Here is a 22,047-nt window from a genome sequence, read left to right as displayed (position 1 = left end):
CCGACGGCCGATGAGCGCGGAGCCGAACGGCATGGCCCGCGTACCCCGTGCGCTGCGCGGGACGCGGGCCGTGGTCCTCGACACCGACGGCGTCATCACGGACTCGGCGCGGCTGCACGCCGCCGCGTGGAAGACGGCCTTCGACGCCTTCCTCCGTCCACGCGGCGAGCGTCCTTTCGACCCGCACGAGGACTATCTGCGCCACGTCGACGGCAAGTCGCGCCTCGACGGAGCCGCGGCCTTCCTCGAAGCCCGGGGACTGCGGCCGTCCGACGCGGAGATCCGGGCCGTCGCCGCCCACAAGGAACGGCTGTTCACCGAGCGACTGCGCGCCGGGGGCGTGGACGCCTACCCGGGCACGGTCCGCCTGCTGCGGGCCCTGCGGTCCACCGGGATCCCGCTGGCCGCGGCCTCCGCCTCCCGGCACGCGGGCGAACTCCTCGAACAGGCGGGAGTGCGCGGTCTCTTCGACGTTCTGGTGGACGGAGGGGAGGCGGCCCGGCTCGGTCTGCCCGGCAAGCCCGACCCCGCTCTCTTCCTGGAAGCGGCCCGTCGCCTCGGGGTCCCCGCCGAACAGGCCGCCGTCGTCGAGGACGCCCTCGCCGGGGTCGAGGCCGGGCGACGCGGCGGATTCGGGCTCGTCATGGGCGTCGACCGCGCCCGCACCCCGGCCACCCGGGCCGCCCTGATGGAGCACGGTGCGGACCTGGTGGTCGAGGACCTCGCGGAGTTGCTCACACAGAAGGAGGACTGAGGGTGTCCGACTGGACCTGGGCGTACGAAGGCTACGAGCCCGCGCAGGAGCGGCTGCGCGAGGCGCTGTGCACCCTCGGCAACGGCTACTTCGCCACCCGGGGCGCGGCTCCCGAGTGCGCGGCGGACCCCGTCCACTACCCGGGCACGTACGCGGCGGGCTGCTACAACCGCCTCACCTCGGACGTGGCCGGACACCGGGTCGAGAACGAGGACATGGTCAACCTCCCCAACTGGCTGCCACTGCGCGTGCGCACCCCCTCCGGGAACTGGCTCACGCCCGACACCCACAAGCTCCTCGACCACCGCCTGACCCTGGATCTGCGCGCGGGCACACTGGAACGCACACTGCGCTACGAGGACGAGCAAGGCCGGTGCCTCGCCGTACGGCAGGTGCGCCTCGTCCACATGGCCGACCCCCATCTGGCCCTGCTGCGCACGGAGTTGACGGCTCAGGGCTGGTCCGGGGAGATCGAGGTCGAGACGGCGCTCGACGGAAGGGTCGCCAACACCGGAGTGGAGCGCTACCGCTCCCTCGCCTCCCGGCACCTCACGGACGTCCGGACCGGCACCGCGGCGCCGGACAGGATCTGGCTGGAGTGCCGGACCAGCACCTCCGACATCAGGATCGGCCTGGCGGCCCGCACAGTCACCGACGCACCCGCCCAGGCCGTGGACGCACACGAGGACGCGCGGGCGGCTCGGCTGCTGCGGCTCTCCCTGTCCGACGGCCGGACGGTCACGGTCGACAAGACCGTCGCCCTGCACACCTCCCATGACCCGGCCGTCGAGGAGCCGGAGCACGCCGCCCTCGACCGGGTCGGCCGCGCCCCGGACTTCGCGACCCTGCTGCACTCCCATCGCACGGCCTGGCAACAGCTGTGGCGCAACGCCGAGTTGGACGTGCCGAACAGTGCGGGCCCGGTGCTGCGGCTGCACCTCTTCCACCTGCTCCAGACGCTCTCCCCGCACACCGCGGAGCTGGACGTCGGCGTGCCGGCGCGCGGTCTGCACGGCGAGGCCTACCGCGGACACGTCTTCTGGGACGAGTTGTTCGTCCTGCCGTACCTCAACCTGCACTTCCCCGAGGTCTCGCGCGCCCTGCTCACCTACCGCCACCGCCGCCTCGAGCAGGCCTGCCGGGCCGCGGCCGACGCCGGGCACACCGGCGCGATGTACCCGTGGCAGAGCGGCAGCGACGGCCGGGAGGAGACCCAGCAGCTGCACCTCAACCCGCTCTCGGGGCGCTGGCTGCCCGACCACTCGCGGCTCCAGCACCACGTCGGCTCGGCGATCGCGTACAACGTGTGGCAGTACTGCGAGGCGAGCGGTGACACCGAGTTCCTGCACACCAAGGGCATCGAGATGCTCGTGCAGATCGCCCGCTTCTGGGCCGGCCTCGCGGCGTACGACGGGACGCTCGGCCGGTACCGGATCCGTGGCGTCGTCGGCCCCGACGAGTACCACGACGCCTACCCCGGCGCCGAGTGGCCGGGACTCGACGACAACGCGTACACCAACGTCACCGCGGCCTGGGTGATCGCCCGCACCCTCGATGTCCTCTACGACCTGCCCGAACTGCCGCGCCGGGACCTCTGTGAGCGCACCGGCCTCGACGCGGCCGAACTCGACGGCTGGCAGGAGGTCTCCCGGAAGCTGTATGTGCCCTTCCACGCCGGGGTGATCAGCCAGTTCGAGGGCTTCGGCGCACTGGAGGAGCTCGACTGGGACGGCTACCGGACCCGCTACGGCGACATCCGGCGGCTCGACCGGATCCTGGAGGCCGAGGGCGACAGCGTCAACCGCTACCAGGCGTCCAAGCAGGCGGACGTCCTGATGCTGGGCTACCTCTTCTCGCCTGCCGAGCTCGGCGGGCTCTTCCGCAGGCTGGGGCACGAGGTGGACGACACCGTCTGGCGGCGCACCGTCGACCACTACCTGCGCCGCACGAGTCACGGCTCGACGTTGAGCAGCCTGGTGCACGGGTGGGTGCTGGCCCGGGCGCGGCGCGCGGAGGCGTGGACGTTCGTACACGAGGCCCTGGCCGGGGACGTCGCCGATCTGCAGGGCGGCACCACGGGGGAGGGCATCCACCTCGGTGCCATGGCCGGCACCCTCGACCTCGTCCAGCGCTGCCTGACCGGTCTGGAGACCAGGGGCGGCGCGCTGCGGTTCGATCCGGTGCCGCTGCCGGAGTTCTCCGAGTACGGCTTCGCCATCCGCTACCGAGGCCATCGTGGCGTACAACTGCGCTTGACAGCAGACCAGTTGTTGCTGGCAGTGCCCGCCTCCGACCAGGATCCGATCGACGTCGCCCTCGCGGACCGCACCGTGTCCGTGGCGCCCGGGGAGTCCTGCACTCTCACCCTGCCGGACCAGTGACCGGAGGGTCCCGCGGGTCGCCAGGCAGTACGGTGAGGGCAGGCGGACTGGTGTGCGGCCTCTTGTCCGCCGAATGGGCCGGAGGAAGCGATGGGCGCGGACACACGCGGGGGATCCGAGCAGCATCTGCCCAAACTTCGGCTCGACGAGCTGCTGGGCGAGCTGCAGGTGCGCATCGACGCCGTCCGCGGCACTCGGGACCGCCTGCACAGCCTGCTGGAGGCCGTCCTGTCGGTTGGACGGGAACTGGACCTGCCACAGGTACTGCGCAGCATCGTCGAGGCCGCCGTTGTCCTGGTGGACGCCGAGTACGGGGCGCTGGGCGTGATCGGTGGCGACCGGAAGCTGTCCGCGTTCATCACCGTCGGCATCGACGACGAGCGGCGGTCCGAGATCGGGGCGCTGCCCAGCGGGCACGGACTACTCGGCGAGCTGATCCGGCACCCGGTGCCCCTGAGGCTGCCGGAGCTCTCCGAGCACCCCGAGTCGTACGGCTTCCCCGCCCACCATCCGCCGATGCACTCCTTTCTCGGCGTACCGATCCGGGTGCGGGACGAGGTGTTCGGGAACCTGTACCTCACCGAGAAGCGCGACGAGCGGGAGTTCGATTCGGAGGACGAGTCCGTCCTGGCGACGCTGGCCGTGGCCGCCGGCGTCGCCATCGAGAACGCGCGGCTGTACGAGGAGACCAGGCTCCGCGAACGATGGCAGCGAGCCAGCGGGAAGGTCACCAGCGTCCTGCTGACCGGCGCGCCGGGCGCGGAGGTGCTTGAGCTGATCGTCGACGAGGCGCGAAAGATCGTCTCCGCGGACATGGGGCTGATCGCGGAGCGCGTGGTGGGCGAGGAGGAGCTACGGCCGGCGCTGGCCGTCGGGCTCGGCGCGGCGGAGCGCGGTGGTCTGGTGATGTCGGCCAGAGGCGGTTTCGTCGGGGCCGCGCTCAGCTCCGCGGAGCCGGTGGTCAGCGCCGACATCGAACACGATCCCCGTGTGGGCGAGGGTGAAGCACAGTGGGCCGGGCTCGGACCCGTCGTCGCGGTGCCGCTCGGTACCGGCGGCACGGCGCGGGGCGTGCTGCTGCTGGGGCGGTTGCGGGGCGGCACACCGTTCGGCGACGCGGACACCGGACCGCTGCTCGGGTTCGCCGACCAGGCCGCACTGGCGCTGGAGCTGGCGGAGCGACGGCGGGACGCGGAACAGATCGCGTTGCTCCAGGACCGCGACCGCATCGCCCGGGATCTGCACGACCTCGCCATCCAGCGGCTCTTCGCGGCCGGCATGACACTGCAGAGCGCCCAGCGCTTCATGGAGCATGCCGAGGGCATGGAGCGACTGACACGGACCGTCGACGACCTCGACGACACCATCAAGATCATCCGGTCCACGATCTTCGGCCTGCGGACGCACGGCGGGCCGGGCCGGGACGGCAACGGTCTGCGCGGCCGGGTCTCCGAGGCGGTCACGGCCTCGACCACGTCGTTCGGGTTCGCGCCCGCGCTGCGGATCGAGGGGCTCGTCGAGACCGAAGTCCCCGGCGACATCGCCGACCACGCCGTCGCGGTGCTCGGCGAGGCGCTCAGCAACGCGGCCCGGCACTCCGGGGCGCATGCCGTGGACGTCCGGCTCCAGTGCGCCGGTGGCGAGTTGACGCTCACCGTGACGGACGACGGCTGTGGGGTGCCGGCCGACGTGCGGCGCAGCGGCCTGAAGAACATGGAGGACCGGGCCACCGCCCTCGAGGGCGTACTGACGCTCGGCGAACGGCCCGGGGGCGGTGGCACACGGCTGGTGTGGCGGGTACCGGTGAGCGCACCCGGCGCGGACCCGCGGGGCGGTCCGGCGCGTCGCTGAGACTGCCGGCGACCTGTGCGACCTGTGCGGCCGGTGTTCTGCGGGTGCGGGTGCTGGGGGCCGGCCGCGTCGGTCCCCGCGGCGCTGAACAGGTGTTCCCTGGGGTCAGCGGCTCTGGTGGTCGGCGGTGCCAGGGTGCTCCAGCTGGCTGGCCAGGACCGCCGCCTGCACCCTGCGCTGGACGCCGAGTTTGGCCAGCAGCCTGGAGATGTGGTTCTTCACCGTCTTCTCGGACAGGTACAGCTTCTTGCCGATCTCACGGTTGGTGAGCCCGTCCCCGATCAGCGCGAGGATGTCGCGCTCGCGGGGCGAGAGGCCGGCGAGTTCGGGAGCGAGTGCCGGGGCCTCGGTGGGGTCCGCGCGCAACGACCGCATCAGCCGGGCGGTCGTCATGGGGTCCAGCATCGACTGGCCGGAGGCCACGGTGCGTACCGCCGAGACCAGATCCGAGCCCTTGATCTGCTTGAGCACATAGCCCGCGGCACCTGCCATGATCGCGTCGAGCAGGGCCTCCTCGTCGTCGAACGACGTCAGCATCAGACAGGCCAGCTCCGGCATCTGGCTGCGCAGCTCCCGGCAGACGCTGATCCCGTCGCCGTCCGGCAGGCGTACGTCCAGGACGGCCACGTGCGGTCGCAGCGCCGGGCCGCGCACCAGCGCCTGCTCGACGCTGCCCGCGTCTCCGACCACCGAGATGTCCGGCTCGGCGTCCAGGAGATCGGTCAGACCGCGGCGCACCACCTCGTGGTCGTCCAGCAGGAAGACCCGGATGGGGTTCTGTTCCGTGAAGGTGCGCGCCTCGGCCATGACGACCCCTTGTTCGGTTTCAGTACCGGACTGTGGACCACGAGCCCGCTGTGACGACGATCATCACCCTCCGGGGCCGAAGCCACTAGGGCCGACCGGCCCAACTTGACCGCGGCCGTCGCATCGGCCCCGGGTCACCGCTCAGGTCCGAGGGCCGGCCCCGTGAGCTCGAACTCCACGTCCACCACCCCTTCGACGGCTCGCACCAGGCGCGCGGCCACGGGCACCAACGAGGTGTCCCGGACACGCCCGGCGAGAGTGACGACCCCGTCGTGCACCTGTACCCGCACCGGTGACGACGGCGCACGGAACAGATACGACACCACCTCGCGGCGTATCTCCTCGGCGATGTCCTCGTCGTCCCGCAGGAACACCTTCAGAAGGTCGCCGCGGCTGACGACTCCTTCGAGCAGGCCCCTGTCGTCGACGACGGGCAACCGCTTGACCTTGGCGTGCGCCATCGTCCGTGCGGCCTGCGCGAGAGTCGCGTTCGCCCGGACGGTGAATGCCGGGGCCGTCATCAGGTCCTCGGCGGTCACGGCGCCGGCCTTGGCGAGATCGGAGAGCCGCCGCAACTGCGTGTACCGGTCCGGATCGCTGTCGCGGAACTCCTCCTTGGGGAGCAGATCGGCCTCGGAGACCACGCCGATCACCCGGCCCTCGCCCTCCAGGACGGGCAGGGCACTGACCTTCCACTGCTCCATCAACCGCACGATCTCCTTGAAGTTCGCCTTGCGGCCGACGGCGGCGACGGTGTGGGTCATCACGTCGCTGACGATGTGCGGGCTGCCGTGCACGGTGACTCCTCGCTGGATGGCGACGCGGTCAGCGAAGACTTCCGCTGCCGTAGGGCGCGTACATGTCCAACAGCCGGGTCCTGGCCGATCGCAGCCGGCGGGCGACCGTGTCTCCCACCCACTGGCTCACGGCCATGCCCAGCGCCGGATCGGCCAGGCACATGGCGCGTACGACTTCGGCGTCGAACTCGTACGCGCGCACCGGGCTGGTCGCCTCGGCGCCCAGATGCCAGGTGTGCGGTCCGAACAGCCAGGACCAGCCGACGAGTTCGTTGTGCCCGACGGTCTCGATCACGACCGCGCGGCGGCCCGGCACACGCATGTCGAGGGCCACCGTGCCGGTACGGACGATCCAGAACCGGTCCGCACGCCGTCCCTCCTCGAACAGGCGGGTTCCCAGCGGGAACGACACCTCCCGGGCGGTGTGCATCAGTCGTTCACCGTGCTCGGCGGGCAACGCCCGCAGCGTGCTGGAAGCGGTGGAAGCGTTCATGATCGTTTCCTCTTCCTAGAGCTCCTCTTCCAGGAGCGCGACCAGGCCACTTCCAATCTCCTTCTCGGGACCCCGCTTCCACCATGGGCCGAAGGGCCCCTCGGCAGGGCCTGCCCGGCCCCTGCGCCCGGGGCGGCCCGGTACGAGACTTGAGGGGAGAAGGGGAATCCACCGGCATGCGCGCAGGGAGGTGCGGACCATGCTTCGACACGTCGCCGCGGGGATCGACGGTTCTCCCGAAGGCCTGGCCGCCGCGCGCTGGGCGGCCAGAGAAGCCCTGCGCCGAGGCACGGCTCTGCGCCTGGTGCACGCCTGGGAGTGGCAGCCGCGGCCGGCCCCGACCGTGCCCGCGGACGTGTCGCAGCGGTCCTGGGCCGAGGACATGCTGGCACAGGCGTCGGACAGCATGCGCGCCGCGCACAGCGGCCTGCAGATCATCACGCACTCGGTCGCCGACGCACCGGTCGAAGCCCTGCTCGCGGCGGCCGCAGGGGCAGATCTGCTGGTCCTCGGCTCCCACGGGATCAGCGGCGTCGCGGGCTTCCTGACCGGGTCGGTGTCCCAGCGGGTGGTCGCGAGGTCACCGCGTCCCGTGGTGCTGGTGCGGGCGGGGGAGTGCACCGCCGACGAGCACTTCTCGGCGGTGGACGGGATCTCCCCCGACGAGATACCCGAGACCCCGTACCGCGATGTCGTGCTCGGCCTCGACACGGACCCGCCCTGCGACGAACTGATCGAGTTCGCCTTCGACGCCGCCCGACGCCGTGCCGCCCCGCTCCGCGTGGTCCATGTCTTCAGCGGTCCGTCCCCCTACGCGGCGATCGACAGCCTCGCCCCCGAGAACGACCCCGGGCTGCGCGCCGAGCACGAGCGTGCCGTGGTCGTGACGCTTCGCCCCTGGCGCGAGAAGTTCCCCGCGGTCGCCGTGACCGAGACCGTCACCGAGGGGCGCGCGGCCGACGAGCTGATCCACGCCTCGGCCGGCGCGGCCCTCCTCGTGGTGGGACGCCGGGTGCGCGAGACCCGGCTCGGCACGCACCTCGGCCCCGTCGCGCACGCCGTACTGCACCACGTTCCCTGCCCCGTCGCCGTGGTCCCGCACGCCTGATCAGCCCCGGAGGACGAGTGAGAGACGACCAGGCGAGCTGTGTCTCACGTGGTCTTGCGTCGCCACTGCGGTCCGGCCTGGTCCCACTCACGACCCCACTGGTCGTAGCGCCGCTGGTCGAGCCGCCACCGTGCGACGCGCCCGGCGGCGAAGGCCAGGCCGCCGAAGGCGACCCCGGCCGCGGCGCCGAGCGAGACTGCCTCGGCGTCGGCCGCCGAGGCGGTCGGTGGCTGGGTGGTGAGCTGCTCCTTGCTGTTCAGCCAGACGACGACCTTCGATCCGACCCGGTGGCCGTAGTCCACCAGGGCCCTGCCGGTATGGGTCGAGCCGTCCGCCGCCGTCCAGCGGACCGTCGCCCGGACACGGTCGTAGGGCGTGTCCACCCCGATCCCCACCGCCCGGGCCGTGCTCGAGACGAGGACGGCCTGCACCGCGTGCCGCTCGTGCCGAAGCCGCGCGAACGACGCGTCGGCGGCATGAGCGGTCAGCAGCCCGGTCAGGGTGCCGCCGATCGCGATGACCAGCCACACGGCCAGCACGATCCAGGCCTCGACGACGTCGTCGTGCCGGCGCAGGGGGTTGTTCCGCCAGCGCCACAGCAGCTGCCTCATACGCTCGGTCCTGCGCATCCGACCGCACCTCCTCGTCGTCATGGACCGGACGGTCGCGTCGGGGAATGCGCGGCGGCAGAGGCCGACCGGGCGCCGTCGCGGTCCCGTCCGGTCCCGAGATGGGGACCGACCGGCCCAAGCGGACAACGACGGTCACGCTCAGGCTGGACATACGAGGTCGATCCATGCGCGAACAAGGCCGTCGAGCGGCGTACCACCATCGTCGGAGTCGACGACTTCGACGGCAAACGCTGGTGGCGCCGCAAGGGGCGCCCGCTCGCCGTAGTGCCCCGCGACCGGCATCCGCAAGAGCCAGGAAGGGATCGTCATGAAAGCACTCGTGTTCCACGGTTCCGGAGAGTCCGCGTGGGAGAAGGTCACGGACCCCGGAATCCAGGATGCCACCGACGCGATCGTCCGCGTCGACGCCGTCACGATCTGCGGGACCGACCTGCACATCCTCAAGGGTGACGTACCGGAGGTGCGCCCCGGCACGGTACTCGGACACGAAGCCGTCGGGGAGATCGTCGACGCGGGCGGCGATGTCCGTACGGTCCGCCCAGGTGATCGTGTCCTGGTCTCGTGCATCACGGCGTGCGGCCGCTGCCGCTACTGCCGGGAAGGCGTGTACGGGCAGTGCCGCGGTGGCGGGGGATGGATCCTCGGCCACCTGATCGACGGCACGCAGGCCGAGTACGTCCGCGTACCGCATGCGGACCTGTCGACCCATCTGCTGCCGGGCGGGGTGGACAGCAAGGACGCCGTGCTGCTGGCCGACATCTTCCCCACCGCCTACGAGGTGGGCGTGCTGAACGGGCGGGTACGGCCCGCGGACACCCTCGTCGTGGTCGGAGCGGGGCCGATCGGGCTCGCCGCGATCGCCACGGCCCGGCTGTACACCCCCGGGAAGATCATCGCCGTGGACCTGGCCCCGGCCCGGCTGGACGCCGCCAAGAGCCTCGGCGCCGACGCGGTGGCCGCGGCGGGGGAGGAGGCGGAGCAGTTGGTCGCCGACCTCACCGAGGGCCTGGGGGCCGATGTGGTCATCGAGGCGGTGGGGGTGCCCGCGAGCTTCGAGGCGTGTACGCGCATGGTGCGGCCCGGCGGGCACGTGGCCAACGTCGGCGTGCACGGCAAGCCCGTGACACTCCACCTCGAAGACCTGTGGAGCAAGAACGTGACGATCACCACCGGCCTGGTCGACACGTACTCCACGCCCACCCTGCTGCGCATGACGGCCGCCCGGCAACTGCCCACGTCGTCCCTGGTCACGCACACCTTCCCGTTGGACGCGATGGAGAAGGCGTACGACGTCTTCTCTCGGGCCGCCGACACAGGCGCGCTCAAGGTCGTCCTCGGCGCACCGCAGCACGACGCCCTGACGGTCAGGACGCCCTGACAGGAGGAAGCGCCATGAGTGAACAGACATCGCCGAACGCCGTGTCGGCCACCGCGGACAGCGCGGACAGCGCGCGGGGCGACATCGGTCGCCGTATCGCCCGACGGCGTGAGGAACTGGGGCTGACCCGGGAGGAGACCGCCTACAGGGCGGGCACGGCGCCCGGCTACGTCCGCTACCTGGAGGAACAGTCCACCGCCACTCCGGGCCCAGGCGTTCTCATCAGGCTCGCCGACGTCCTCGAGACGAGCGTCGCGGCCCTGCGAGGTGGCGAGGCGGACCTGCCACCCGGGACCGGCCGAGCCGCCCACCACGCGCGGCTGATCGAATTGAGCGCGGAGGAGTGCTGGCTGCGGCTGTCGACACACGGCGTGGGAAGACTGGCGACAGAGACCGCCGAAGGGCCGCAGATCGTCCCCCTGAACTACAGCGTCGTCGACGGTGCGATCGCCTTCCGGACGGCACCGGGCACGACTTCCGCCAAGGCCGTGGGAACCGACGTGGCCTTCGAGGTGGACCGCGTCGACGAAGCGCTCAGCCAGGGCTGGAGCGTTCTCGTGCGGGGCCGCGCGAGGGCCGTGACGGACGCGGACGCGGCGCGCCGGCTGGAGGAACGCGCGTACAGCGATCCGTGGGCGGGCGGCGAGCGGTCCCTGTGGGTGTGCGTCGATCCGGTCGACATCACCGGGCGCCGGATCGAGGTGCCCTGACCGTCGGCATCGAGGGGCGTCGCTCTTCGGTCGTCCCGTGCCGGTGGGCCCTCTTCCCGGCGCCCGCCGCCTCACACGCTGAAACGCGTACCGCTGTACCCCGTGAAGGTGGGACCCGGCGATGAACGCCAACGACGGCTTCCGTGAACTCGACCGCGAGGAATGCCTGCGTCTGCTGGAGCGGGCACCGATCGGCCGGGTCGTGCACACGCGCCACGCCCTGCCCGCGGTGCTGCCGGTCAACTTCTGCCTGGACGTCGACTCCGCGGTACTGATGCGTACTTCCGCCGACTCGGAACTGGCCGCCGCGGTCGACGGCGTGGTGATCGCCTTCGAAGCGGACGAGGTGGATGCGGCGGCGCACTCCGGCTGGAGTGTCGTGGTCACCGGCCGTGCGGCGGTGGTGACCGATCCCGTGGAGCACGGACGGCTGGCCCTGACCGGCCCGCGCTCATGGGTGGCCTCACCCGAGGAGGTCTTCATCCGCATCGAGCCCGAGTTGGTGACCGGCCGTCAACTCGTCGCAGGGCTCGCCGCGTACTGAGAGGTCGGCCGAGGTGTGTTCCGGCACCGCGAGCTCTCGCACCGAGCCCTCGCGTCGAGCCCTCACGCCACTGACCGGATCGTTCCGGTACCGGCCTGGATCAGGCCTGCGGATCCGATATCCGGCCAGGTCAGAATGGGAGGCATGAACCGAGCGCTGATCGTGATCGATGTCCAGGAATCCTTCCGAGCCCGCGCGCTGTGGGAGCAGATCGCCAATCCGAAGATCGCGGAACCGGTCAACCGGCTGGTGCGACTCGCCCGCGCCAACGGCGACCTGGTCGTGTGGGTCCTCCACACGGAGCCCGGCAGCGGCGGCGTCTTCGACCCGGCCGAGGGGCACGTCCGCCTGCTGGACGAACTGGAGCAGCCGCAGCCCGGTGAGCCGGTCCTGCACAAGACCTCCCACAACGCCTTCACCACCACCCATCTGCAACAACTGCTCACCGAAGCGGGCGTGCGCGAGCTGACGGTCTGCGGCATCCGTACCGAGCAGTGCGTGGAAACCACCACCCGGGTGGGAAGCGACCTCGGATACCGGATGGTCTTCGTCACCGACGCCACGACCACCAATCCGATCGGTGACCTGAGCGCCGACGCGATCATCGAGCGCACGGAGGCCGTCCTGCGCGACCGGTTCGCCCGGATCTCCACGGTGGCCGAACGGGAGGCGGAGCTGGGAGCATCCCAGGCGTGAGCCATGTCGTCTTCGTCCTCGTACCCGGCGTCCACCTGCTCGACCTCGCCGGACCGGCCCAGGTCTTCAGCATGGCGGGGGACTTCGGACAGCCCTACCGGCTGAGCTACGTCGCCGACCAGGAACAGGTGTGCAGCGCCCAGGGCCTGCCGCTGGCCGCCCACACCCAGTGGCCGGAGCTGAGCGCCGACGACCTGGTGGTGGTGCCGGGGTGGAGGGCGTCCACACTGCGCGGCGGCCCCGAGCTGGGCCCGTCCGTGCTGGAGCGGCTGCGCGCCCACCACACCGCCGGGGGCGCTGTCGCCAGCGTGTGTGCCGGGGCCGAGGCCCTTGGCCGCGCTGGGCTGCTGGACGGGCGCAGGTGCACCACGCACCACCACCTCCAGGACGAGCTGGCCGCCCGCCACCCCCGGGCGATCGTGGTGCGGGATGTGCTGTTCACCACCGACGACCGGGTGGTGACGTCGGCCGGCATCGCCAGCGGCATCGACCTCGCGCTGCACCTGCTGGCCGTCCGCCACGGTCCCGCACTCGCCGCCCAGGTGGCGCGGGACATGGTCGTCTACGCCCGCCGCAACGGCCACGAGCCGCAGGCCAGCGCCATGCTCCGGCACCGGTCCCACCTCGACGACGCCGTCCATCGCGCTCAGGACCTCATCGACGCGCGATTCGCCGAACCACTGCCGCTCGCCTACGTGGCCGCCAGCGTCGGCGTCAGCGAACGCACGCTGACCCGTATGTTTCACCGCGCCACAGGCGGCCTGACGCCGCTGCGCTACCAGCAGACCCTGAGAGTGGAACGCGCGGAGCACCTGATCGGCCACGGCACGACGGTGGAGGCCGCGGCCCGCGAGGTGGGCTTCCAGGACGTTCGGATGCTCCGCCGGCTGCGTTCCCGGGCGCCTTCCGAGGCGGCGAGGTGAGCTGTTCCGGCTCGGCACCGCCTCGCATGACCCAGGAGATGACCCAGCCGTGGCGGACGTGCCAGGTAGCGCCGTCGGTGGTCGCCCCGCGCAGGCCGTGCAGGGTGTCAGGGCCGGTGAGCGCGGGGAGGCGGGAGTCCCGCAGAGAGGCGAAGGCGAAGGTGCGCGCCGGGTCCCAGTCGGTGGAGTGGCGCAGACGGCGGGCGAGTTGCGCGAAGCCGAGCGGGGCCGCGGCCATGACCCAGGCGTCGGGTGCCTCGGCAGTCAGCCTGCTGGCGGGGCGCAGCCAGGATGCGGCGGTCTCCGGCCAGTCCACCGACGCGAGGACCCTTCCGCCACGCGCCTCCCACGCGGCTGCGAAGGCTTCGGCAGCCGCCAGGGAATCCGTATCGCGGCTGTGGCCGATGGTCACGGTGTCGATCCGTGACTTCGCATCGGTCAACAGGCCGATGAGGGTGGCGAGTTCGGCCTCCGTGTGCGGCGTGGTCGCGGACAGGTCGCCGGACCCGGCCAGCTCGGCGGCGTCGATCAGGGGTGAGCGGGACCGCTCCCGCTCGGCGCGGATGCTCATGACGAGGCGCTGCTGCTTTCCTGGGTCGTTTTCCAGCGGGCGTACTCGTCGGGCAGGCAGACCGCGCAGGGCCGGTATCCGGCCGCGATCGCGGTGGCCTCGTCCGGAAAGAACACGCGCTGCTCGGCGTAGTGGCCGCGGGCGATGGCTCGCAGGGCGCAAGGGCAGTCGAGGCGCCCGTAGAGGCGCCCGCGCCGGTGTCCGCCGAGTGTGCCCGGCGTGCCGCTCCGGCAGGGCTGCCCGTCCGGGCCGAGCAATGTGTACGTGCGGTCCGCGGCGGCGGGCGTCATCGATCTCGATCCCTTCCTGTCCAAGGTCACCAGTGGTGTTGCACCTCCAACCTTGCGGCTTGTGGATCGCCTTGCCCGGCGGGATTCGGACGTCATGTTGTGAAGAGGGCGGTGCCCTGGCGCCGACGGCGACCGCCGTCCACGACAGGGGTGGGGCCCTCGGCCTCCGCGTTTCCTAAAAGGCCTGGGTTGTCGGGGTTCCCGCGACGAGGCGTCGGACGGCCTCGACGACCGCGTCGCGGTGCTGTCGGGTCTGCTCGGCCGCCTGGTCGTTGGTGGCCATGGGGCTGGTGGGCATCCATGCGTTGGCGAGGGCGAGGGTGAAGACGAGCAGGTCTTCGGGGGTGAAGGCCGCGGTCAGCAGGCCGTCGGTCTGCGCCTGGGTGATCGCGGCGGTCTTCTGCCGCATGGAGGTTCCCAGCCCTTGCGGCTCGTGGTCGGTGCCCGAGCGTTCGAGGCGGTGCCAGGTGGCCAGCCGGAGCTGGTGCGGGTTGGCGAGGAGGAAGTCGAACAGGCGGCCCGCGTAGCCCGGCAGGTCCTCGGGCGTGAAGGGGACCTCGTCGAGGACGCGGGCGACATGCGCGTCCATGACGGCGTCGAACAACTGCTCCTTGTTGCCGAAGTACGTGTAGATGAGGGCCTTGTTCACCGCTGCCGCGGCGCCTATGCGATCCACTCGGGCACCGGCGATGCCGCGGGCCGCGAACTCGTCCGTCGCGGCTTTGAGCAGGCGGGCCTTGGAGGCCTCGGAGTCCCGGGGGCGGGCCGGGGGTTGGTGCTGGGGCATGACCCCAGAGTAGTGCAACTAACTGTTTATTTGACACACCTCACGACCGGCCGCACTATATAAATGACTGTTTAGTTAGCAGGGCTCGGCCCTGCGGTTCCCAGCGCTGCCCCCGCGCACCACCCACTTCTCCAGCCAGCGCCATCCCGGAAGCGAAGACACCTCATGACCAAGACCTGGCTCATCACCGGCAGCTCCCGCGGCTTCGGCAGGGCACTCGCCCGCCACGTCCTCGACAACGGCCACCGCGTCGTGGCCACCGCCCGCCGCCCCGAACAGCTCAAGGACCTCGTCGAGCGCTACGGCGACCAGGTCCGCGCCGTCGCCCTCGACGTCACCGACCCGGCAGCCGCCCGCGCCGCCGTACAACGGGCCCTGGACGCCTTCGGCAGACTGGACGTCGTCGTGAACAACGCCGGGTACGCCGACAGCGCCGCCATCGAGGACATGCCGGACGAGGACTTCCGGGCCCAGATCGAGACGAACCTGTTCGGCGTCGTCAACGTCACCAAGGCTGCCCTGCCCGTACTCCGCCGCCAGGGTTCCGGCCACTTCCTCCAGTTCTCCTCCATCGGCGGACGCGTGGGCGGATCACCGGGCCTGAGCGCCTATCAGACCGCGAAGTTCGCGGTCGAAGGCTTCTCCGAAGTCCTCAACGCCGAGGTCGGGCCCCTCGGTATCAAGGTCACCATCATCGAGCCCGGTGGTTTCCGCACCGACTGGGGCGGCTCGTCCATGACCGCTCTGCCCGTAAGCCCCGCCTACGAAGAGACCGTTGGCGCGATGAACCGCTACCGCGAGCAGACCGCCGCCACCTGGCCCGGAGACCCGGTCCGGGCAGCCAAGATCATCACCGACCTCGTCGGGCTCGACGAACCGCCGCTGCGCCTGCTGCTCGGCGCCAGAGCCGTCGAGATGGCGGCCGACGCCTCCCGTACCCGTGCCGCCGAAGCCGAGCGGTGGGCCGACATCAGCCGCTCGGCGGACTTCCCCGCGGGCGAATGACGGCGACGACGGATCGAAGTACGCCCAACGGGACGGGAGTTGTGACTCATGACGTCGTCGACGGCGGGGTGGCGGCGGTCGCCCGGCCGGAATCGGATGCGGAGGGCTGCGTGCGGACCACGGCTTGATCGCCTCGCGGTCCGAACAGGTGCAGGATCTCGACGGCGCTGGCGTTCGCCGGACCGAACCAGTGCGGTTCTCTGGTGTCGAACTCGGCCACTTCGCCCGGGCGGAGTGTGCAGTCCCGCTCTCCGAGGATGAGGCGCAGTTCGCCCGCGAGGACGTAGAGCCACTCGTAGCCGTCATGGGTCACCAACACCGGCTCGCGGGGAGCCAGTACCTGCTTGAACACCTGCACCCGACCCGGGTACTGCGTCAGAGGCACAAGGACGCTGCCGTGACCCTTGCGCAAGGGCTTGAGATGCACCCGAGGATCACCGGTGGCCGGCGCGGCCACCAGTTGGTCGAGTGCGACGCGGTGCGTACGCGCGAGCGGGATGAGCAAGTCCAGAGTCGGGCGCCGCTTGCCCGACTCGAGACGCGACAGCGTGCTCACCGACATTCCGGTCGTCGCCGAGAGCGCCTCCAGCGTGAGCCCGCGGTCCCGGCGCAGTGTGCGTAGCCGGGGGCCTATGCCGTCGATGATCTGTTCCAGCTCCGCGTCCATGGGGTCCAGTTTGCAGCCTTCGCAAATTCGATGGGCGGCGGGTGCGGTCCGGCCTGAGCCTTGCCGGGCAGCCCCTTCCGGACGTGAGAGGTACCAGGTGACCGCGACCACCCATCCCATTAAGCCACTTGACCCCATTCAGCCCGTTCTGAGCGCACGCAGGCGCTGGACGGTGCTGGCCGTCTGCTGTCTGAGCATGTTCCTGGTGGGCCTGGACACCACCATCGTCAATGTCGCACTGCCGGCGATCGGGCACGGCCTGGGCATCGGGACCCGCAGCCTCGAATGGACCGTGGACGCGTACACGCTCGTCCTGGCCAGTCTCCTGATCTCCTCCGGTGCGCTGGCGGACCGGTTCGGACGCCGACGGGTGTTCCAGGTCGGCCTGGTCGTGTTCGGTGCGGCCTCGCTGGTCTGCGCGATCGCCCCTTCGGTGGGCGTGCTGATCGCGGCCCGCGCCGTCCAGGGAATCGGCGCCTCGATGCTCAGCCCCGTGGCTCTCGCGATCGTGGTCAACGCGATGCCCGACCCGAGGGAGCGGGCACAGGCGATCGGCGTCTGGGCGTCGGTCTTCGGACTCAGCATGGCCGCCGGCCCTGTCACGGGCGGCGCCCTCATCGCGGGTTTCGGCTGGCGGTCGGTGTTCTGGATCAACGCGCCGGTCATCGTGGCCGCCCTCGTGCTCAGCGCGCTGTTCGTGCCGGAGTCCCGGGCGCCGCGAGCACAGCGGCTCGACCTCCCGGGGCAGGCCCTGCTGACCGTGGTCATCGGCGTCTGGGTCGGCGTCCTGATCGAAGGGCCGCGCATCGGTTGGGCGTCGGTTCCCGCGCTGATCGCGTACGCGATCGCCGTCGTGGCGGCAGTCGGATTCGTGTCGGTCGAATCCCGCAGGAGCGAACCGCTGATGGATCTACGGCTCTACCGGCATCCGGTCTTCAGCAGTGCCGTGCTGGGCGCGGTGGCGGTCTTCGTCGCCCTGAACGTGACGCTCCTGCTCAACACCCTCTACCTGCAACACGCCCGAGGATGGACACCACTGGCCGCCGGGGTGGCGACCTTGCCCATGGCGGTCGGAGCGACCGTCTGCGCACCCCTGTCCGGCCGCCTGGTCGGTCGTACCGGACCGCGGCTGCCGCTCGTCCTGGCCGGCGGTTTCATCACGGTGGGCGGACTCTGCCTGGTCGGGCTCGACCAGCACACGAGCGTGCTCCTGCTCTTGGCGGCCTACTTGCTCATCGGCGTCGGGTTCGGCTTCGCCAACGCGCCGATCACCAACACCGCGGTGAGCGGACTGCCTTCCGCCCGTGCCGGCGTGGCCGGAGCGATCACATCCACCGCACGCCAGCTCGGCTCCGCGCTCGGCATAGCCATCGCCGGCGGCCTGGTCGCGGGCACCGACCCCACGGGACTCGCCCGCGCGTCCCGCCCGGGCTGGATCCTGGTCGCCACCTGCGGGCTGTTCCTGCTCCTCGTGGCTCACGCGGCACGGCCGAAGAGGGACACGAGTCGCCCCACGTCCCCGCTATCGCGGTGAGCCGACCGAACCAATATCTGTGCCCGTGAAGTGAGAAAATGACGGAAGGTGCGGCGAGTTTTCCTGCATCGACTGTATCGGCTGTATCGGCTGTATCGACAGGCGTGCCGGGTATTTATCGCACACGATCGATCGCAACGTGCTACTGTAGATCTCAGTTGCAGTTGTGGTTCCCGAAATCTTGCAAGTGCCCTCACCGGCTTCATCTGCTGGTGGCGCTCTTTTTCGGCTCCGGCGAATTTTCCGGCGGGATAATCATCGCGGCGACGCGGAGTGCGCACAGTGCGAGACTCCGAACACCGTCCCGAAGGAGATTTGACATGGCTGCCGGTACCGTGAAGTGGTTCAACGCGGAAAAGGGCTTCGGCTTCATCGAGCAGGACGGCGGCGGCGCGGACGTCTTCGCCCACTACTCGAACATCGCCACCCAGGGCTTCCGTGAGCTGTCGGAGGGCCAGAAGGTGACCTTCGACATCGCGCAGGGTCAGAAGGGCCCGACGGCTGAGAACATCGTTCCCGCCTGACGCTGACACGTACTTCGCAGCTGGGGCCCGCACCTTGGGGTGCGGGCTCCAGCTCGCCGCTTTCCGGGGCGCAGCCGCTCCGTCAGGGCCGTGGTGATGTCACCCACGGCGTGATGCAGGGGCGCCGCGGCCCCGCCCCTGGGGAAGGCTCCACCGAATCTCCCCCTGGGGATGCTCGACCCCGACGCTCCGGATGTAAATCCGCCAAGGCCTCACTCACTGAATGCCCGATCTCACTGTCGAGATCGCGCCGCGCCGGTCTCTTCGGCGGCGTATTCCGCGAGCATCACCTGCCGATCCGGTTGATCCGACTGATCCGGTTGATCCGTCAGATCTGACCGATCCGATCTGACCGACCGATTCGGCTCCGCAACATTTTCGGCTCGTTCTTGCGATTCTCTGCGCTGTTCATTCGCTGCGGGAATTCCTTGATACGCGCCACATCAAGGAAGGTTCCACATGAACCGCACGCGTACAAATGATCGTTTCCCCCGCACCCGAACCCGCGCCGGAAATTCAGGTTCCCAAAGGGGCGGCAGCCGCTTCGGGTCCGCGTCCTCCAGCCGCTCCGGTGCTCCCAACCGTGCGAAGGGTTACGGGCGTCAACAGGCCATGCCTCAAGGTGAGTTCGCGCTGCCGACGACGATCACCCCCGCGCTGCCCGCCGTCGAGGCGTTCGCCGATCTCGCCCTGCCGACGCCGCTGCTGGCCGAGCTCGGCCGCGCAGGCGTGACCGTACCGTTCCCGATCCAGGCGGCGACCCTGCCGAACTCCGTCGCGGGCCGTGACGTACTCGGCCGTGGCCGCACCGGCTCCGGCAAGACCCTCGCCTTCGGTCTCGCCCTGCTGGCCCGTACGGCCGGTCGGCGCGCCGAGCCGCGGCTGCCGCTGGCCCTGGTCCTCGTACCCACCCGAGAGCTGGCCCAGCAGGTCACCGACGCTCTCATTCCGTACGCCCGTTCCGTGCGAGTGCGTCTGGCCACGGTGGTCGGTGGGATGCCGATCGGCAGGCAGGCCAGTGCGCTGCGCGGCGGGGCCGAGGTCGTCGTGGCGACACCGGGCCGGCTCAAGGACCTCATCGACCGTGGCGAATGCAGTCTGGACCAGGTCGACATCACCGTCCTCGACGAGGCCGACCAGATGGCCGACATGGGCTTCATGCCCCAGGTCACCGCGCTGCTCGACCAGGTGCGCCCCGAGGGGCAGCGGATGCTGTTCTCGGCCACCTTGGACCGCAACGTCGACCTCCTGGTCCGCCGCTACCTGACCGACCCGGTGGTCCACTCCGTCGACCCGTCCGCGGGCGCGGTCACCACCATGGAGCATCACGTACTTCACGTGCACGGCGCGGACAAGCAGCGGACGACCACCGAGATCGCGGCACGCGAGGGCCGGGTGATCATGTTCCTGGACACCAAGCACGCGGTGGACCGGCTGACCGAGCACCTGCTGAACAGCGGCGTACGTGCCGCGGCCCTGCACGGAGGCAAGTCCCAGCCGCAGCGCACACGGACCCTGGCCCAGTTCAAGACCGGGCATGTGACGGTGCTGGTGGCGACCAATGTCGCGGCGCGCGGGATCCACGTCGACAACCTCGACCTGGTCGTGAACGTGGACCCGCCCAGCGACCCCAAGGACTATCTGCACCGGGGCGGCCGCACGGCCCGCGCCGGCGAGTCCGGCAGCGTCGTCACGCTGGTGACGCCTCAGCAGCGACGCGACATGAGCCGACTGATGACTGCAGCCGGCATCACTCCCCAGACCACCCAAGTGCGCTCGGGTGAAGCCGAGTTGAGTCGCATCACCGGCGCCCAGGCCCCCTCGGGGATCGCGGTCACCATCACCGCGCCGGTTGTGGAACGTCCTCGGCGTGGCTCCTCTTCCGCGTCCCGGGGCCGGCGCGGCCGTACCGGCGAGGGCCGGTCCACCGGCGAGGCGGCACGCCGTACGCCGCGGCGGTCGTCCGCGGGCACAGCGGCGGCCTAGAACCTTCGTGATCGGAAACCCCCACCCACCCATCCAGGAGGACCCCTTTGACGCTGGCTCAGACGCAGCAACGCCTGGTCGGTTCCGTTCCCGCGACCGTGTGCGACGCACTGGACACATCCGGACCGAGGGTTGGTGACGACATGACCGTCGAGGTGGCCCTCTTCCTCATGGCCAGTGCCCGGGTCGAGTACCTGCTCTTTTGCGACCAGGACGAACACTGCACCGGCTCGGTCACGCGGGCCCAACTCGCCGCGGTCCGTGACAGCCCCGCCTACACGGACCGGATCCGTGTACGGGACGTCCTCGGCGTCGGCGGACCGCACGGCCGCGGCCCGGGTGCCCTCGCCTTCACCGTCTCCCTCTGATCCGGCTCATCGTTCGGTATCAGCCCCGTTCCTCCCTCTCCTTTCTCCCTTCCCTGCGAGGCATCATGCGCTGCGTCATCGCCCGGTTCCCCTTCGACCTCACCAAGAGCGGGGTACTTGCCTCCATGAAGGGCGTCAAGCCGGAGCCCATCACGGGGGAGTCCGTGCTCATCGGCCGCCGCCACTACCCCGCCAAGCAAGTGGGCGTGGTCATCACCAGGCAGGACCCCCGTGACTTCACCAGCGGGGAAGTCACCCGGGCCATGACGCGCCTCGGCTTCACCTGCCGCGGCACCCATGAGCCCACCCGTGAGTCCGCGACCGCTGTCCGGGCCCTTACGCCGTTGCAGACCGCGTCGGCGCTGCTCGGCAGCCCCGCGCCGCTGGGACTGTGAGAACCGGCGGAAGCTGACACCGGGACAGCGAGGGGGCCCTGCCGACGCGCGTCGGCAGGGCCCCCTCGCGTGTCACCGTCCGGCCGACGGCTCCCGGCCGACCGGTGCGGTCCGGGTGCGGTGCGTCACTGGTCGGAGTAGCTGAAGTCGCCCACCGTCCAGGCGCTGACATCCTTGATCGCGACGCGGTACATTCCGCCCGTCTCGGGAATTCCGACGCTGCCCTGGAGGATCCGGGCGAGGTGGAAGTGCAGATGTGTGGGGGCCCCGCCGGGTTCGGGCCGGCCCACTGTCCGGTCAGCGGAGAAGACGTCGGAGAAGGGACCCAGACGGTCCGAGTCCTTCAGGACCTCCGACACGCGCTCCCTCCATACGCCTTCGGGAGCCAGCCGCCCGGTGATGACGGCACCGCCGACCACCACGGTCAATGACATCTGATTGCTCTGCTCGGACTCCACCAGGGCGCAGAGGTCCACGAGCAGCTCGTCAGGGTTCGACATGAAAGCCGATTCTATTCGGTGCGCGATTCGGGCGCTGGAGTCGGCCGACCGCCGAGCCCCTGCTGCCACCTGCCCATATGGCCCGCTTGGCGGAGAATACCGATGCCCTGGGCAACCTAAAATCTATGTTTGTCAGAGTAGACATTGGGCTGTTGCGTGGTTAGTGTTTCTCTCGTAGTGCAGAAGTTCGCAGGTCGGGGTGGCTGAGGAGTCTCGAAGCCGAGCTGTCCGTAGGACGGTGACGAGACCGCCCGCCACGCCACCTGGCAAGTGAGTTGATTTCAGCGGAGGTACGGAAGGAGCCGACGCCATCGGGATCACCCGGCCGACATGCACGAGGTCGGGT

General features: G+C 70.6%; 23 protein-coding genes. 15 read left to right on the top strand and 8 right to left on the bottom strand.

All coding sequences use genetic code 11. From position 1 onward, the window contains the following. The first annotated feature begins 10 nt into the window (after positions 1-10). The 3 genes from ACZ69M_RS26755 to ACZ69M_RS26745 all read left to right on the top strand — a co-directional run bounded on the left by ACZ69M_RS26755 (position 11) and on the right by ACZ69M_RS26745 (position 4,986). Positions 11-754 carry an HAD family hydrolase gene (locus ACZ69M_RS26755; protein WP_470053613.1) on the top strand — a complete coding sequence of 248 codons (744 nt, stop codon included), beginning with the start codon at positions 11-13 and terminating at the stop codon, positions 752-754. Positions 755-756: 2 nt separating this feature from the next. Further along, a complete protein-coding gene (locus ACZ69M_RS26750; RefSeq protein ID WP_470053611.1) occupies positions 757-3,135 on the top strand; it encodes a glycoside hydrolase family 65 protein in 2,379 nt (792 codons plus the stop codon). A gap of 90 nt (positions 3,136-3,225) precedes the next feature. Then, on the top strand, positions 3,226-4,986 hold the full coding sequence (locus ACZ69M_RS26745) for a sensor histidine kinase (RefSeq protein ID WP_470053609.1): 1,761 nt from the start codon (positions 3,226-3,228) through the stop codon (positions 4,984-4,986). Positions 4,987-5,091: 105 nt separating this feature from the next. Here the strand turns inward: ACZ69M_RS26745 and ACZ69M_RS26740 are convergent, their stop codons facing one another. The 3 genes from ACZ69M_RS26740 to ACZ69M_RS26730 form a co-directional block, all read right to left on the bottom strand. Then, on the bottom strand, positions 5,092-5,793 hold the full coding sequence (locus ACZ69M_RS26740) for a response regulator (protein WP_470053607.1): 702 nt from the start codon (positions 5,791-5,793) through the stop codon (positions 5,092-5,094). A 134-nt stretch (positions 5,794-5,927) separates the two neighbouring features. Next, on the bottom strand, positions 5,928-6,590 hold the full coding sequence (locus ACZ69M_RS26735; protein ID WP_470053605.1) for a CBS domain-containing protein: 663 nt from the start codon (positions 6,588-6,590) through the stop codon (positions 5,928-5,930). A 28-nt stretch (positions 6,591-6,618) separates the two neighbouring features. Next, positions 6,619-7,083: a Crp/Fnr family transcriptional regulator gene (locus ACZ69M_RS26730; protein ID WP_470053603.1), complete on the bottom strand. Its 465-nt coding sequence runs from the start codon at positions 7,081-7,083 to the stop codon at positions 6,619-6,621. A 199-nt stretch (positions 7,084-7,282) separates the two neighbouring features. On the opposite strand from ACZ69M_RS26730, the gene ACZ69M_RS26725 reads away from it, so the two are divergent. Continuing rightward, positions 7,283-8,191 carry a universal stress protein gene (locus ACZ69M_RS26725; RefSeq protein ID WP_470053601.1) on the top strand — a complete coding sequence of 303 codons (909 nt, stop codon included), beginning with the start codon at positions 7,283-7,285 and terminating at the stop codon, positions 8,189-8,191. Between the two features lie 44 nt (positions 8,192-8,235). Here ACZ69M_RS26725 and ACZ69M_RS26720 read toward each other — a convergent pair whose 3' ends face one another. Beyond that, positions 8,236-8,820: an Rv1733c family protein gene (locus ACZ69M_RS26720; protein ID WP_470053599.1), complete on the bottom strand. Its 585-nt coding sequence runs from the start codon at positions 8,818-8,820 to the stop codon at positions 8,236-8,238. 310 nt (positions 8,821-9,130) lie between these two features. On the opposite strand from ACZ69M_RS26720, the gene ACZ69M_RS26715 reads away from it, so the two are divergent. The 5 genes from ACZ69M_RS26715 (at position 9,131) to ACZ69M_RS26695 (ending at position 13,074) form a co-directional block, all read left to right on the top strand. Next, positions 9,131-10,201 (top strand): zinc-dependent alcohol dehydrogenase family protein, encoded by a 1,071-nt coding sequence (locus ACZ69M_RS26715; RefSeq protein WP_470053597.1) that lies wholly within the window; start codon positions 9,131-9,133, stop codon positions 10,199-10,201. A 14-nt stretch (positions 10,202-10,215) separates the two neighbouring features. Further along, on the top strand, positions 10,216-10,911 hold the full coding sequence (locus ACZ69M_RS26710; protein ID WP_470053596.1) for a helix-turn-helix domain-containing protein: 696 nt from the start codon (positions 10,216-10,218) through the stop codon (positions 10,909-10,911). A gap of 121 nt (positions 10,912-11,032) precedes the next feature. Then, complete coding sequence (locus ACZ69M_RS26705; protein WP_470053594.1) at positions 11,033-11,455, top strand: pyridoxamine 5'-phosphate oxidase family protein; 423 nt, start codon at positions 11,033-11,035, stop codon at positions 11,453-11,455. Positions 11,456-11,599: 144 nt separating this feature from the next. Then, positions 11,600-12,151 carry a cysteine hydrolase family protein gene (locus ACZ69M_RS26700; RefSeq protein WP_470053592.1) on the top strand — a complete coding sequence of 184 codons (552 nt, stop codon included), beginning with the start codon at positions 11,600-11,602 and terminating at the stop codon, positions 12,149-12,151. Then, positions 12,148-13,074 carry a GlxA family transcriptional regulator gene (locus ACZ69M_RS26695; protein ID WP_470053590.1) on the top strand — a complete coding sequence of 309 codons (927 nt, stop codon included), beginning with the start codon at positions 12,148-12,150 and terminating at the stop codon, positions 13,072-13,074. The genes ACZ69M_RS26700 and ACZ69M_RS26695 overlap by 4 nt, the downstream gene beginning before the upstream one ends. A gap of 567 nt (positions 13,075-13,641) precedes the next feature. Here ACZ69M_RS26695 and ACZ69M_RS26690 read toward each other — a convergent pair. Together ACZ69M_RS26690 and ACZ69M_RS26685 are read right to left on the bottom strand one after the other, a co-directional pair. Then, positions 13,642-13,935 (bottom strand): Ada metal-binding domain-containing protein, encoded by a 294-nt coding sequence (locus ACZ69M_RS26690; protein WP_470053588.1) that lies wholly within the window; start codon positions 13,933-13,935, stop codon positions 13,642-13,644. Positions 13,936-14,110: 175 nt separating this feature from the next. Next, positions 14,111-14,722: a TetR/AcrR family transcriptional regulator gene (locus ACZ69M_RS26685; RefSeq protein ID WP_470053586.1), complete on the bottom strand. Its 612-nt coding sequence runs from the start codon at positions 14,720-14,722 to the stop codon at positions 14,111-14,113. A gap of 165 nt (positions 14,723-14,887) precedes the next feature. Between ACZ69M_RS26685 and ACZ69M_RS26680 the strand changes: the two genes are divergently transcribed. After that, a complete protein-coding gene (locus tag ACZ69M_RS26680; protein WP_470053585.1) occupies positions 14,888-15,727 on the top strand; it encodes an oxidoreductase in 840 nt (279 codons plus the stop codon). A gap of 46 nt (positions 15,728-15,773) precedes the next feature. On the opposite strand, the gene ACZ69M_RS26675 is transcribed toward ACZ69M_RS26680, so the two are convergent. Continuing rightward, positions 15,774-16,394 (bottom strand): helix-turn-helix domain-containing protein, encoded by a 621-nt coding sequence (locus ACZ69M_RS26675; protein ID WP_470053583.1) that lies wholly within the window; start codon positions 16,392-16,394, stop codon positions 15,774-15,776. 97 nt (positions 16,395-16,491) lie between these two features. Between ACZ69M_RS26675 and ACZ69M_RS26670 the strand changes: the two genes are divergently transcribed. From ACZ69M_RS26670 to ACZ69M_RS26650, 5 genes are all read left to right on the top strand, one after another. Then, positions 16,492-17,928, top strand: coding sequence for an MFS transporter (locus tag ACZ69M_RS26670; protein WP_470053581.1), 1,437 nt, complete (start codon positions 16,492-16,494; stop codon positions 17,926-17,928). 320 nt (positions 17,929-18,248) lie between these two features. Beyond that, positions 18,249-18,452, top strand: a complete 204-nt coding sequence (locus tag ACZ69M_RS26665; RefSeq protein ID WP_470053579.1) for a cold-shock protein — start codon at positions 18,249-18,251, stop codon at positions 18,450-18,452. 459 nt (positions 18,453-18,911) lie between these two features. Continuing rightward, positions 18,912-20,438: a DEAD/DEAH box helicase gene (locus ACZ69M_RS26660; RefSeq protein WP_470053577.1), complete on the top strand. Its 1,527-nt coding sequence runs from the start codon at positions 18,912-18,914 to the stop codon at positions 20,436-20,438. 143 nt (positions 20,439-20,581) lie between these two features. Further along, positions 20,582-20,806 (top strand): CBS domain-containing protein, encoded by a 225-nt coding sequence (locus ACZ69M_RS26655; RefSeq protein WP_470053575.1) that lies wholly within the window; start codon positions 20,582-20,584, stop codon positions 20,804-20,806. A gap of 65 nt (positions 20,807-20,871) precedes the next feature. Then, a complete protein-coding gene (locus ACZ69M_RS26650) occupies positions 20,872-21,201 on the top strand; it encodes an SCO5918 family protein (protein WP_470053573.1) in 330 nt (109 codons plus the stop codon). A 125-nt stretch (positions 21,202-21,326) separates the two neighbouring features. Here ACZ69M_RS26650 and ACZ69M_RS26645 read toward each other — a convergent pair whose 3' ends face one another. Next, a complete protein-coding gene (locus tag ACZ69M_RS26645) occupies positions 21,327-21,701 on the bottom strand; it encodes a hypothetical protein (protein WP_054235795.1) in 375 nt (124 codons plus the stop codon). Between the last annotated feature and the right edge of the window lie 346 nt (positions 21,702-22,047).

It is taken from the genome of Streptomyces sp. NPDC107454 (genome assembly GCF_055582885.1).
This window is presented reverse-complemented; position numbering and strand designations above follow the sequence as displayed.